Raw genomic sequence first — 12,849 nt, 5'->3', positions numbered from 1 at the left:
TGGCTCCCGCCAAAAATGTCGAAGACTCGCTGCTGCTGCGGTTTGGCGTCTTGGCCATGGTAATTGTTGGCTTGGTGGCCACGGATGTTGCAGCAGATACGGCCAATAGTATTTGGGCAGTTCCCCTCTCCATTGCTGGGTTTGGTTGGAGTTGGTGGGCACGGCGGCAAAAAAATATTGCAGCGAAGCTGGCGATCGCCATCGGTATGTTGATGGCGTTGGCCATCTTTTTAGGACGATTGACAACGCTCAATCAAGATTCGCAGATTCTGCTGACAGAACTTTTAATTCAATTACAAGTCCTCCATAGCTTTGACTTACCTCGGCGCAAGGACCTGGGCTACTCGATGGTGATTGCCCTCATTTTAATTAGTGTGGCAGCTAGCTTCAGCCAAACCATGATCTTTGGGCTGTTTCTTTTGATCTTTCTGGCGATCGCCCTACCTGTACTTGTTCTTGACTACCGCTCGCGCCTTGGCTTGCTCTCCCCTACCCTGAAATTGCTGCGCTTGCCCTGGCGGCAATGGGTTGGACTTTTTGCTCTGATTCTCGGCTTGGGGATGGTGGTCTTTCTGCTGCTGCCGCGCTTCCCCGGCTATCAAATTCGCACCCTGCCCGTTAGTGCCGACATTCAGGTGGAAGGGGAGTTTGACCAAACTCGCGTGATCAATCCCGGCTATGTCAGTGGTCGTAGCCGTGGGAATGGGGGTGAGGAGCTGGCCAATCAAACGTTTGCAGACAGGGGCAGTGAACTCCCTTCTGAAACTTTTGACAGTAATTTTTATTACGGTTTTAACAGCGAAATAGATCAGACCTTTGGCCTGCCAATGGTGCCCCGGGAACTCATGCGGGTGCGCTCCCAAGCTCCCGGCTTCTGGCGTGTCCTTGCCTTTGATCAATATACGGGGCGCGGTTGGCGGATTAGTCGCAACGATGAGGCAGAAGTGCTGCGGCGCTCCCCTTGGAGTTTTCGCTATTTGCTGCCGCAGCAACAACTCTCCCAACTGACCACACGGGAAGTGATTCAGACCTACACGATTGTTTCTGAGTTTAGTAACCTTATTCCCCACCTCTACGAACCCCGTGAACTCTATTTCCCAACCCGTGAAATTGCCCGCGATCCTGATGGGGGGTTGCGTGCCCCTGTACCGTTGCCACAGGGGTTAACCTATTCCGTGATTTCCCAAGTGCCCGTGCGCGATCGCTCCTTGTTGCGCAAAGCACCTAAAATTAATCATCCCCTCGGCTATCAGCAGTACCTAGAGGTGCCTAGCCATCTGAAGTCGCGACTGCTAGCGCTGGCCAAAGAGCTGCTTGCCAAAGCCGATCGCCCGATTCCTGAACCCTATGAGCAAGCTCTTTACCTCACCCAAGCTCTGAAGCAATCCTATGCCCTAAAAACAGATATTCCTGAATTGGGCAAAGATCAAGATTTGGTCGAAGCCTTTCTTTTTGAATGGCGAGGGGGCTATCCCGATCACTTTTCTAGTGCCTTGACGCTGCTGTTGCGCAGTATTGGCATTCCCAGCCGCTTGGTAACGGGACTCGGAACAGGAGAATTTAACCCCTTTACGGGGTTGTATGTGGTTCGCAACACCGATGCCTATGCCCTCACAGAGGCCTATTTCCCGAATTTGGGCTGGTTTCTCTTTGATCCGATTCCAGGACACGATCTCTATCCAGCAACCCTAGAGGTGGATCAGACCTTTAGTGTCCTGCAGCAGTTTTGGCAGTGGGTGACGGGATGGCTGCCAACACCAGTGACGGGATTCTTGGGCGCTGTCTTTGCAACGCTAGAAACTGCCCTGCGAAAATTCTTTGATCTGTTTAGTCAAGGGCTAGGGGGCGTTGTCCAAGGAATGTTGATTCTCTTTGCCAGTATCATTGTTGTTTGGAGCTTATGGTACGCTCTCCAGACGTGGCAATACCGCCAACGGTTGCAAAAACTGCCGCCGATTGCTCGCCTCTATGTGCAAATGCTCGATGGTTTAGCACAGCAGGGCTTACCCAAGCGACCCAATCAAACTCCTTGGGAATACGCGCGATCGCTGCAAACCTGTAACCGTCTTGATGCCATCAGTCAACGTGCCATCGAAACCTTGACACAAGCCTATGTAGTTTGGCGCTATGGTGGTGAGCAGCCTCCTTTGGCTCCCTTGAAGCGCGCTCTAAATCAACTGCGACAACAACACTGGCGATCGCTACAACGCACCATAGCGGATTTTCGCCGTCGTTAATCCTTGTCCTTTGGGTTAATCTCCTCGGCGAGGGCATCATGGCTCACCAGCTCAGTCACCAGCACTTTATCGACACGATTGCCATCCATATCCACCACTTCAAAGCGCAGTCCATCGGTTTCAATGTAATCTCCCGACTGGGGAATGCGGCCAAAAAGGGTAATGATTAGCCCGCCAAGAGTGTGGTAGTTGGCGGTGTCTTCCTCAGGCAAACTTTCTCGCCGCAGTAATTCCTTGAGTTCATAGGTGGAAAGCAAACCATCCAACAGCCAAGAGCCGTCCTCCCGCTGAATAATTTGTGGTTCTTCGCCTTCTTCATGGTGCAGCGTGCCAATAATCGCCTCCGTGAGATCATTGAGGGTAACCAGCCCTTCAATCCCGCCATACTCGTCGGTAATTAGAGCCATGTGCTGACTCGACTGGCGAAAGAGTTCAAGGACATCGAGTGCCGGTAGACCTTCAGGAACAAACAGCGCCGGTTGCAAAAGCTGGCGCAGATCAATGGATTGCTGAGTTAAGCGGGCGGCTAAAAAGTCCTTGGCAGAAATAATCCCTAAGCAGTGATCAATCGTTTCTTCGGCAACGGGAAACCGGGAGTGGGAACTGGCCAGAATATCGGCTTCGATTTCCTCAAGGGGAGATTCAATATCTAGCCAGACAATGTCGGTGCGGGGGGTCATGATGGACTGAATCGGGCGATCGCCCAAGTTGAAAATCCGTGCCACCATGTCCTGCTCTGCCACCTCAAAAAGACCCGCCTGTGCCCCTTGCTCAATCAGTACCTTAATTTCATCCTCAGTAACGGTTTGGTCGGCGGTGGTGGTAATGCCTAATACTTGCAAGATGGCATCTGTGGAGACACTTAATAAATGCACAATTGGGGCTGCTAATTTCGTCAGCCATGTCATTGGTTTAGCAATATTGCAGGCGATCGCCTCCGGATACGTCATGGCAATGCGCTTTGGGACGAGTTCGCCAATCACAAGGGAAAGATAAGTGATGCCCGTCACCACAAGGGCAATACTGAGGGGCTGACTGTACTGTCCTAGCCAAGGTACAGGACTGAGAACTGCCTGTAACCGCTGCGCCAAGGTTGCTCCCCCCACTGCCCCACTGAGAATACCAATGAGGGTAATCCCAATTTGGATAGCGGAGAGAAAATTATTGGGAGAGTTGGCTAATTTCAGTGCAGCTCTGGCTTTGCGTTTACCCCGTTTTGCCAGTTGTTCGAGGCGGACTTTGCGAGCAGAGACCACTGCGATTTCAGCACCAGCAAAAATGCCATTGGCGATGATCAGCAGCAGCACAAGTAAAATTTCTAAAGCAGCGGCAGACATTGCAGCTATGCTTCTAGGGGTAACCCCAGATATACAGTCTTGGTCGGCATCGTCGGTCGTCAGGCTGATTCAAGAGACTGCTCCTTTACTGCCGATGTTGTTTCCAACATGCTCAATAAATCGCTCCTTGTTATGTTGCCCTGTCGAGGGGATGTGATTCCGTCATTAAGCAGGTTTAGCTGTTTTGAGGGGGTTCCATCCTTGTGAAAAGGGCTGTTATAGCAGTCAGGATACTGGAATCTGGGAGACTCTACAAGGGGGAGAGGGAATCTGAGAATAGACGTGATGTTTCCCTAGCTAGCCAATGCACGAGTGGCTTCAGGGTTTCATTACCCGAGGGGCAATCGCCATGCTGGTGCTGTTGATTGTAACTTTTCTCTGGAGCGCAGAGGTTCTCCATTGACTGTCAGAACCTATTACCCCAATCTATGACTTGTGCGGATAAACCCGTCCTTTCCAAGCACCCCCTTGGCCTTGCCAGTGGCGACGAGCCGAATCCAGTGTCATTAGCGTATAGAGGAAGGCAATCACGGGGAGTGTCAGTGCCCAAATGCTATTGAGGCCATAGAAACGAACCGTTGGCCCGTAGGCGATCGCCATCCCCCCCCAGGTGAGTCCCCCCATGGCGGCCAAGGGCAGAGATGGACTAATGAGACCAATACCAAGGGCAAGGGGTGCCCACAGATACACGAATGTCATGCCAATTACAGTTCCTACAAGCAAGAGGGGCGAATAGGACAACTGTGTATAGGCGGTGCGAGCCACCATCTGCCAAATACTGCCCAGGGTATTGTAGGCACGCAGACTCACAGTAGTCGGTGTTAGCCCCAACCAAATGCGGTAGCCGGCTTGCTTCACAGCGGCGGCCAAAGAACAATCATCAATCAGGGCATCGCGAATACGGGCCATGCCACCAATTTTGTCCAGCGCTATGGGATCAATCAAAATACAACCGCCGGCGGCAGCGGCTGTTGACCGCTGCGGATCGTTGACCCAGCGGAAGGGATAAAGCTTGGCAAAGAAAAAGACAAAGGCGGGAATGAGTAATTTTTCCCAGACACTTTGGCAGCGCAGTTTCACCATCAGGGAGACAAGGGCACACTGTTGCCGATGGGCGTGGGCGACCAATTGGCGCAAATTTTGGCGATCGTGGGCAATATCGGCATCGGTGAGGAGCAAGTAATCGGGGGCAAAGGCACGAGCCGCCTCAATGCCTTGGGAAAGTGCCCAGAGCTTGCCAGACCAACCCCCAGCAAGGGGGGCACCTTGCAACACCGTTAGGCGATCGCCCCGATCCAGATCTAGGGCAGTTTGGCGCGCAATCTCCCCTGTGCCATCCGCGCTTTGATCGTCCACCACGATCAGGTGCAGGGTTCCTGGATAGTCCTGTTCTAGGAGCGATCGCACGCTGGCACCAATGACAGCAGCTTCGTTGCGGGCCGGAACCACAGCAACAACCGTTGGCCAAGCCCTGAGGTCTCCTCCTTGGAGTCGTTGATCCATGCGCCAAAACTGTCCCCAAAAAAGCAGCAGGACTAGCCAGATTAGGAGGGCAAGACCCGTTAGACTCAACAGAAGTAGGGTGAACACAGGAGGCATGATCATTACAGTTCACTGTCGAGGACTTCTTCAGCCATGGGATGAAGACGCTGATGTTGCTGTCGTCGCGATCGGCGGCGATATTTTTTTGCATCTAAGAGGGGTTCAAGCCGTTGCTGACCTTGGCTGTCACTCTTAGCCTTGACGCGGGTCACATTTGCCAAGGATGGCTCTGGACTGGCCATTGCTTCTAGCTCATGCAAATACTCAAGGTAGAGGGGATAGCGCTCCCAATCACCGCGTACACAGCAGCCCGGTTCCCGATCGTGGCGACAGTTATCAAAGAGGCACTGATCCTTACTGAGGCGTTGGCGAATCTCTGGGAAAGCTGCCGCCAGTTGCTGGGGGTCTTGGGGCAGTTCGGGCTGGTTAAAGCCCGGCGTATCGGCAATCCAGCCCCCCTCTGGCAGCGGGAACAGTTCCACATGGCGAGTGGTGTGCCGCCCGCGGTGCCAGTGATTGGAGACCGCACCGACGCGAATATCCTCCCGAGGCGAAAGATGACGGATCAAGCTACTTTTACCCACTCCCGACGGGCCACAGACCACTGCAACCTTATGGGCGAGGCGGGGTTGCAACGTTTGCCAATCCGTTCCTACGACGAGACTGAGAATATCACAACTGTAGCCCCATTGCTGCAGGCGATCGCGCCACTGCTGTTGCTCCTTTAGCGAAACCAAATCGGCCTTGGTAAAAACCACGTGAATCTGGACGTTCAAGCCCTCTACAGTCAACAGAAAGCGGGTAATTTGATGGAGATCGGCAGGGGGATCAGCTAGGGCAAAAAGGAGCAAAACCTGATCCACATTGGCAATAGCCGGTCGCTGTAATTGATTGCGGCGGGGCAAAATTTCAGTGATCGCGCCCCGGTGTCCTTGCCAGTCGGGATGGCTAATGACCACCCAATCCCCCACACACACCTGTTGTCCCATCTTTTTTAGACGGGCGCGGCGCACACACAGCAGCTCCTCAATGCCATTGACGGGTTCCCGCAGCCGGACACGGTAGTAATTGGCCTGAACGGCTCGCACCAAGCCCACCAGATCACTCATGCGGGACGCTGCACCTGAAGGGCAAAATAGTCCTGTCGTGGCTCAATTCCAAGGACATCATAGCCCGCCATCCGCAAACTATCCGGCACCTGCTCAATGGGTTCTCCCGCATCCAACCACACCTCAAGGGGCTGCTGGGGGGGCAACTGTTGTAGGCGCAGTTTTGTGCGCACAAAGTTCAAAGGACAGGGTATTCCCCGTAGATCCAATGTTTCCATGGCAGGGCAAGTAACCAACTGCAACTATCTTCCCAAAAAGGTGACCACCTTGGCGAATACCTGCTCCCGCTCCACATCAAGGGGTAGCAAGTGATCTGAATCCTTGAGCCAGTGCAATTCCTTTTGGGAACTGCCCAGTTGCTCATAGATGAGCTGTGCCCCTTGGGGGTCAACGGTGGTGTCAGCATGGCTTTGCAGAATCAGGGTTGGTGTTGTGATTTGCGATAGTTCCTGCTGCACTTGGGCAATGAGATCGAGGGCACTGCAGACTGCTTGGAGGTTAAAACTTTTGAAAAAACAGGCGGCCTCTGCTGCTTGACGCAGGGCACGATCGCGAATCGGGAGGCGCCGCCGAGGCAACCAAGGAATCCACTGCCCAAAGGATTCCACTAGTATCTCTGGAGCAAAGGGAAAAAGCCAAGGCCGATAGATCCGTAAAAAAGGGGCAAGAAGCACTAGCGCATCAACAGGAAAGTGATGGGCAAGATGGAGCGCCAGCGTTCCCCCCGTCGAAAAGCCGACCACAGCAACCCTTGGGTAGCTCTCTTGCAAAGCTTGAAAGGCAGTGACCACCGCCCCATACCACTGCGGCCATCTTGAGGCCGGCATTGGAGCAGCGGGGCAATCGTGTCCCGGATAGAGGATGCCCTGAACAGTCCAACCCACTTCGTAAAGTACCTCTGCCAAAAGTTGTAGTTCATAAACTCCGCCCCCTAAACCATGGAGCAGTAAACAGGCGCGATCGCCCTCGGCGTGGCTGTAGAAAAAGGGAAGATTGACAAGGTTCACCCATGGACTCACAACCGATACGTTACTCCCCTAAAAAATCTACCCCGATGCCAGCGCAACCGAGGTAGAGGACGCAATGTTCATCTAGGCGGCAATGAGCCTACAAGCGTTCATGGAATGTGCGGTTAATCACATCCAACTGTTGTTCACGGGTGAGTTTGGTAAAGTTCACCGCATAACCGGAGACACGGATGGTGAGTTGTGGGTACAGTTCGGGGTGATCCATGGCATCCAACAACATTTCACGGTTAAGCACGTTGACGTTGATGTGGAAGCCCTGATCGTGGATGTACCCATCAAGCATATTTACTAGGTTGTTGATTTGATCTTCCCGTGTCTTGCCTAAGGCACTGGGCACAATGGAGAACGTGTTGGAGATGCCATCTTGGGCATGGACATAGGGCAGCTTGGCCACAGAGGCCAGTGAGGCGATCGCCCCTTTCGTGTCGCGACCATGCATGGGGTTAGCTCCCGGAGCAAACGGCTGACCCGCTTTGCGCCCATCGGGGGTATTCCCCGTTTTCTTGCCATAGACCACGTTAGAGGTAATCGTGAGGATGGACTGGGTAGGCACGGCGTTGCGGTAGGTTTTGTGTTTGCGAATTTCATTCATGAAGGTTTCCACCAGCCACACCGCAAGGCTATCCACGCGATCGTCGTTGTTGCCATATTTGGGGAAATCGCCGTTGATCTCGTAGTCCACCGCCAGCCCCTCGGCATTGCGGATCACTTTCACCTCCGCGTACTTAATGGCTGAGAGGGCATCCGCCACCACCGATAGACCCGCCACACCACAGGCCATTGTGCGGAAGACATCGCGATCGTGGAGTGCCATCTCCAACCGCTCGTAGCAATACTTGTCGTGCATGTAGTGGATGACGTTGAGGGTATTCACATACACTTTCGCCAACCACGCCATCATTTGCTCAAAGCGCGGCAGCACTTCCTCCCACTTCAACGTGTCAGCGGTAATCGGTGCAAACATGGGCGCCACTTGCTCACCAGAGACTTCATCCCGCCCGCCGTTGATGGCATAGAGGAGGGCTTTGGCTAGGTTCACCCGTGCGCCAAAGAACTGCATTTGCTTGCCAACCCGCATAGCTGACACGCAGCAGGCGATCGCGTAGTCATCGCCCCAGTAAGGGCGCATTAGATCATCGTTTTCGTACTGGATGGAGCTGGTGTCAATCGAAACTTGGGCACAGAAGCGCTTGAAAGCCTCCGGCAGGTTTTCTGACCACAGCACCGTCAAGTTGGGTTCAGGAGCAGGACCTAAGGTGTAGAGGGTATTGAGGATGCGAAAACTGGTTTTCGTCACCAATGGGCGCCCATCCAGCCCCATCCCCGCAATGGATTCAGTGACCCACGTAGGATCGCCAGAGAAAAGTTCATTGTACTCCGGCGTGCGCAGGAAGCGTACCATTCGCAGCTTCATGACAAAGTGGTCAATCCACTCTTGGATATCGGCTTCTGTGGCCGTACCTTGGCGTAAATCCCGTTCAAAGTAAATGTCGAGGAAGGTTGAGACCCGCCCCAGGGACATGGCCGCGCCGTTTTGTTCTTTGACAGCCGCAAGGTAACCAAAATAGAGCCACTGAATCGCCTCTTTGCCATTCGCCGCTGGCCGTGAAATGTCAAAGCCATAGCTGGCGGCCATTTCCTTAAGTTCATTGAGGGCTTTAATTTGCTCTGAGAGTTCTTCCCGCAGGCGGATGGTTTCTTCATCCATCACATCCAGTTCTAGGGAAGCCTGCTGAGCCTGTTTGTCAGCAATCAAGCGATCCACCCCATAGAGAGCCACGCGGCGATAGTCGCCAATAATCCGACCCCGACCATAGGCATCCGGCAGTCCTGTAATGATCCCCGATTTACGGCAACGGCGCATTTCAGGGGTATAGGCATCAAAAACGCCATCGTTGTGGGTTTTACGATATTTAGTGAAGATTTCCTTCGTGCGCGGGTCTAATTCATAGCCGTAGGCTTTAAGGGAAGTTTCAACAACACGAATGCCGCCAAAGGGCATAATCGCTCGTTTCAGGGGCTTATCGGTTTGCAGGCCAACGATTTGTTCTAACTCTCGATCGATGTAGCCCGGTGCGTGCGCTGTAATTGAAGAGGGGACACTGGTATCGGCATCGAGAACGCCTTTTTCTCGCTCTAGGGCCATCAGATCTCGCACTTTTGCCCAGAGTTTCTGGGTGCGATCGCTGGCGCCCGTTAGGAAGGAGGCATCCCCTGTGTAGGGGGTATAGTTGCGTTGAATAAAGTCGCGCACATCAATGCGATCGACCCAATCACCACCCGTAAATTCTCGCCATGCCGCTTCCGGCAATTCTGTGTAGTATGTACAGTTCATAATCAATGTCCTCATCAACTGTGCAGCAATCTTTCGCGATCGCCTCGAACCGACAGCAATCGCCCCTTCAAACCTACAAGAACCTACTAACTGCGCGGGTTAAAAAGGAGGAAAGACTTTACTTGGCTTAGGAATAATCACAACAAACGAGCATTTTGTAGGTCGAGTTTTGTTGCTCTCTTTTTGGCCTTCTCGCACCTACACCCCTATTATAACCCGTGGGTTCTAGGGTCTTATGTTTATAAAATTTTTGCAAAATTTTTACGAAAAGTAAATCTTTTTTCATTGGTTTAGGCCGCGATCGCCCCGGCCTGTGAGGTCATTTGCAATCGTTCAATTGTTGTATCCAACAAGACTAAACCGGCCTCTAGACTTTCAATGCGGCACAATTCACTACGCAGTTCTGCGGCATCCGCAAAGCCCTTAGCGTACCACGTCAAATGTTTACGCGCTTGGCGAATTCCCCGTTCCCCCTTGTATTCCCAGAGGGCAATGAGATGATCCCGCGCACATTGCAGACGCTCCACCACCGTTGGCGCAGGCCGCAGTTCCCCAGTTTTCAAAAAGTAATCAATTTCCCCCACCAAGAAAGGATAGCCCATTGTTCCCCGTGAGCACATCACTCCATCCGCCCCCGTTTGCTCCAAGCAGCGCACTGCCGCCTCTACGGAGAAAATATCACCATTGGCAATCACCGGAATACTGACGCGTTCCTTCACCCGCGCAATCCACTCCCAGCGGGCTGGGCCATTAAAGCCTTGGGCGCGGGTTCGTCCATGAACGGTAATCATGGCTGCGCCGGCATCCTCCATCGCCTTGGCAAAATCAAGAATATTGATTTCTTGATCATTCCAGCCAATGCGGGTTTTGACCGTCACCGGTACAGGCACCGCTTCTGAGACAGTGCGCACAATCGTGGCCGCTAGTTTCACATCCCGCAGCAGGGAGGAACCGCCGCCGTTCTTGGTAATTTTATTCACAGGACATCCCATGTTAATGTCCACGGTATCGGCTCCTTCGGCCACTGCCTTGATGGCTGCCTCTGCCAAAAAATCTGGCCGGCAGTCAAAGAGCTGAATACTAATGGGGTGCTCATTGGCATCCACTTCCATAATCCGGGGCAATGTTTTCAGATAGTGCAACCCGGAAGCACTGACCATCTCCGTGTACATCATTGAGTGCGGGGCATAACGGCGCACCAGTCGCCGAAACACCAGGTCAGTCACTCCCGCCAACGGGGATTGAAACACCCGACTGTGCAGAGTGAGAGAACCAATCTGTAAAGGGGTTGCCACGCGAGCTTTTAGCTCAGGGGAGAGGGTTAGCATCTTTGCACACAGGTTCAGTGGTGCCCAAGTACTTGCTCTCGATAGGCCGAATAAACCGCCTGCACATTATACCAATTCAAAAAGATGCGAGCCACTTCAAAGGCAGCTTGGGGGTGATTACTGCGAATAAGCCATTGTAGGATGGGAGCTATTGTTTTTTCATTGAGAATTCCTCCTAGGGATAAAACTGCCCAAAGGAAATAGTGAAAGGGAGTCATTTGAATCATGAGCCTGACTTCCCAAGTGGGATGTTTTTTATAGAATAGAATGGCCATTTTTCCCCTTTCAATTTCTTTTTGAATCAGAGCCGGAACCTGATCGAGGGCAAAGGGGGGATGCCAGTGGTAACCAACGGCCTCAGGGCATTTGAGCAATCGCAACCCCAATCGCTTTAGGCGAACCCCCAGTTCCAAATCCTCCCAACCGTAAAGTTGAAACTGGGTGTCGAACAAACCTGCTTTTTCCAGCCAATGACGGGCGATCGCCACATTCCCCGTTGCAAAATAGGCCGCTGAAAAATCAACGACCTTATATGGTTCTGAAGTTGGCTCTTCAAAGTTGCAGGTATTGATCACACGACCATAGGAGAAAGCAGGAACCTCGGTCATCTCCTCGATACCCAGACGTTGTTTTTCTTGAATTAAGCGCTTCACATGGGCTTCTAAAAAAGTGTCAGTGACCACCAAATCGCTATCAATAAAGATAATCCAGTCCCCCTTCGCCACCTGAAGCCCCAAATTACGGGCAGCCGCAGGGCCAAGATGTTCCTGTTGAAGCCAGCGGACACAGGGAAATTCATCACGATGTGCCTCAAGCCACTCAATGGTGTTGTCCGTTGAACCATCGTCAACAATAATGACCTCATAGTCTTGGATGCCCAGCTCTGGATGCCATGTTTGATGGGCGATCGCTCGCACACACTTTTCTAAAATGGGCAAGCGATTATAGGTGGGAATCACAACACTGAAAAACATGATTACTCCTGAAACGCGGTCTTGAGACACTCAACTAGCTCATTCTCTCCAAAACCCAGCTATGGAAACGATGGGAACAAAGGCGCAGGAACGAATGGTGGAGAATTTTTTCTGCCTCTGTTCCTTTATAACATTGCTTTAACTCCCGCAGGCGTTGGAAGGTTTTCCACAGGTCTTTCTCTGCTTCTTGAGCCTCAGTGGGTGAAATTCCCAGCTTTACACTGAGGATTTGCTGCCAGTGACGCGAACGAATCTGCTGACTATTTTTTGCCTGCTGCTGATGGTAAAGGCTGGAGGTTTGTTTCCGATGCACGCGGTATTGGAGAAGTACCTCTCGTACATTTCCCATCTTGAACCCTGCTGCCCATGCCCGCTGCCATAGGTCATAATCTTCCACCAGTGGCCACTCGGACGAGTACCGCAGTTCTTTGAAAACACTGGAGTGCCCCATAACAGATGGATGAGCAAAAGGTACCCCAAACAATAATTCAACTTCACAACCTGCATGGGAATGAGGATAATACCAGTACCCAGTCGCTGCACCCATGAGCTGAACAGAGCTGCCACAAAGATGTAATTGATTTTCTTCGAGAAAGGCAAGTTGATATTCTAATCTTTTAGGCAAGGCTAAATCATCTGCATCCATTCTGGCGATATACTGCCCCTTAGCAATTTCAATTGCTTGATTCAGTGTGTAAATTAAACCTTGATTATCTCGACGAATTAAATGAATCCGCTCGTCAAGTTTCGCATATTTTGATAAAATCTCAAATGAATCATCCGAAGAACCGTCATCAATGATAATCAGTTCGAAATCATTAAAAGACTGATCGAGGATGGACTTTATAGATCGTTCAATATACTGTCCAGAGTTAAAAACTGGTAAAATAACCGAAATAACAGGAACTTGATTTGTGTTCATCATTAAAAATAACTAAGTTACATCAAATTCTAATCCA

At 51.9% G+C, this 12,849-nt stretch carries 10 protein-coding genes; 1 reads left to right on the top strand and 9 read right to left on the bottom strand.

Annotated features, from left to right (window positions below; all coding sequences use genetic code 11):
- Window positions 1-2,237 (top strand): DUF3488 and DUF4129 domain-containing transglutaminase family protein (locus tag P3X23_RS02160; protein ID WP_300872707.1); only part of this gene is annotated, 2,237 nt, incomplete at its 5' end.
- On the opposite strand, the gene P3X23_RS02155 is transcribed toward P3X23_RS02160, so the two are convergent.
- The 9 genes from P3X23_RS02155 to P3X23_RS02115 all read right to left on the bottom strand — a co-directional run bounded on the left by P3X23_RS02155 (window position 2,234) and on the right by P3X23_RS02115 (window position 12,815).
- Window positions 2,234-3,574 (bottom strand): hemolysin family protein, encoded by a 1,341-nt coding sequence (locus tag P3X23_RS02155; RefSeq protein WP_300872705.1) that lies wholly within the window; start codon window positions 3,572-3,574, stop codon window positions 2,234-2,236. The two genes, P3X23_RS02160 and P3X23_RS02155, sit on opposite strands and share 4 nt — an antisense overlap.
- Before the next feature lie 426 nt (window positions 3,575-4,000).
- The gene (locus P3X23_RS02150) at window positions 4,001-5,173 is read right to left on the bottom strand and encodes a glycosyltransferase (protein WP_300872704.1); all 1,173 of its coding nucleotides are present in this window, start codon (window positions 5,171-5,173) and stop codon (window positions 4,001-4,003) included.
- Window positions 5,174-5,178: 5 nt separating this feature from the next.
- On the bottom strand, window positions 5,179-6,225 hold the full coding sequence (rsgA, locus tag P3X23_RS02145; RefSeq protein ID WP_300872702.1) for a small ribosomal subunit biogenesis GTPase RsgA: 1,047 nt from the start codon (window positions 6,223-6,225) through the stop codon (window positions 5,179-5,181).
- Complete coding sequence (locus P3X23_RS02140; RefSeq protein ID WP_300872709.1) at window positions 6,222-6,443, bottom strand: sulfurtransferase TusA family protein; 222 nt, start codon at window positions 6,441-6,443, stop codon at window positions 6,222-6,224. Before P3X23_RS02140 ends, rsgA begins: the two co-directional genes overlap by 4 nt.
- 24 nt (window positions 6,444-6,467) lie before the next feature.
- On the bottom strand, window positions 6,468-7,244 hold the full coding sequence (locus P3X23_RS02135; protein WP_300872700.1) for an alpha/beta fold hydrolase: 777 nt from the start codon (window positions 7,242-7,244) through the stop codon (window positions 6,468-6,470).
- An 88-nt stretch (window positions 7,245-7,332) separates the two neighbouring features.
- Window positions 7,333-9,588, bottom strand: coding sequence for a formate C-acetyltransferase (pflB, locus tag P3X23_RS02130; protein ID WP_300872698.1), 2,256 nt, complete (start codon window positions 9,586-9,588; stop codon window positions 7,333-7,335).
- 290 nt (window positions 9,589-9,878) lie between these two features.
- A complete protein-coding gene (dusB, locus tag P3X23_RS02125) occupies window positions 9,879-10,916 on the bottom strand; it encodes a tRNA dihydrouridine synthase DusB (protein WP_300872696.1) in 1,038 nt (345 codons plus the stop codon).
- Between the two features lie 14 nt (window positions 10,917-10,930).
- Window positions 10,931-11,890, bottom strand: coding sequence for a glycosyltransferase family 2 protein (locus P3X23_RS02120; protein ID WP_300872694.1), 960 nt, complete (start codon window positions 11,888-11,890; stop codon window positions 10,931-10,933).
- A gap of 34 nt (window positions 11,891-11,924) precedes the next feature.
- On the bottom strand, window positions 11,925-12,815 hold the full coding sequence (locus P3X23_RS02115; RefSeq protein ID WP_300872692.1) for a glycosyltransferase family 2 protein: 891 nt from the start codon (window positions 12,813-12,815) through the stop codon (window positions 11,925-11,927).
- Between the last annotated feature and the right edge of the window lie 34 nt (window positions 12,816-12,849).

This window comes from Thermosynechococcus sp. Uc, from assembly GCF_029335995.1.
Classification (GTDB): Bacteria; Cyanobacteriota; Cyanobacteriia; order Thermosynechococcales; family Thermosynechococcaceae; genus Thermosynechococcus.
Note: the sequence above shows the minus strand (reverse complement) of the source record. Positions and strands in the feature narration are given on the sequence as shown.